The sequence below is a fragment of the Mesorhizobium sp. M1399 genome, from assembly GCF_040317735.1.
Taxonomy (GTDB): domain Bacteria; phylum Pseudomonadota; class Alphaproteobacteria; order Rhizobiales; family Rhizobiaceae; genus Mesorhizobium.
The window spans coordinates 1-969 of sequence record NZ_JAMYKZ010000075.1; the positions used below are offsets into that span (position 1 = coordinate 1).

Genomic DNA, 969 nt, shown 5'->3' on the forward strand with positions numbered 1-969 from the left:
TTCGCCGAAGACGACGGCGAACTGGGTCTTGGCCTCGAACCATTCGCGCGGCGGTCGTTTCCATTCCTCGGCCGCGTGGTTCAGCACCAAATATAGCAGCTTCATGGCCGCATCGTCACTGGGGAAGTGTCCCCGGGTGCGGACGGCGCGGCGCAGCTTGGAGTTCAGCGCCTCTATGGCGTTCGTGGTGTAGATGATCCGCCGCACGCTTTCGGGATAGGCAAAGAATGGGACGACGTGCTGCCAATTGCGCCGCCAGCTTTGGGTGATCGCCGGATACCGCTGCCCCCAGTAGCTGGCTTCGAAGTCCTCAAGAGCCTTCATGCCGGCTTCGGCGTCCTTGGCCCGGTAGATCGCGCGCAGCGCCGGCACGACGGACTTGCGGTCCTTCCAGGACACGAACTCCAGGGAATGACGGATCAGGTGCACGATGCAGGTCTGGACGACAGTCTGGGGAAAGACGGCGTTGATCGCCTCGGGGAAGCCCTTGAGGCCGTCGACGACGGCGATCAGGACGTCGGCGACGCCACGGCTCTTCAACTCGTTCATGACGCGCAGCCAGAACTTGGCGCCCTCGGTCTGCTCGATCCAGATGCCGAGAATCTCCTTCGTGCCGTCCGGCAGGATGCCGAGCGCGATGTAGACGGCCTTGTTCCTGACGAAGCCCTCGTCCCTGATCTTGACCCGTATGGCATCGAAGAAGACGAGCGGATATACCGCGTCCAGCGGCCGGTTCTGCCACTCGGCCACTTCCTCCAGGACCGCATCGGTAACCGCCGAGATCAGGTCCGGCGACACGTCGATGCCGTAGAGCTCCTCCAGATGGCCGCGGATCTCGCGCACTGTCATGCCGCGCGCGTACATGGAGATGATCTTGTCATCGAAATCGGGAAAACGGCGCTGGTATTTGGCGATCAGCTTCGGATCGAAGGTCCCGGCCCGGTCGCGCGGGATCGACAGCGTCATCTT

General features: G+C 62.8%; 1 protein-coding gene. It reads right to left on the bottom strand.

Features of this window, described 5'->3' with window-relative positions; genetic code table 11:
* A partial coding sequence (locus tag NKH05_RS32975; RefSeq protein ID WP_353027103.1) for an IS256 family transposase occupies positions 1–969 on the bottom strand: 969 nt, incomplete at both ends.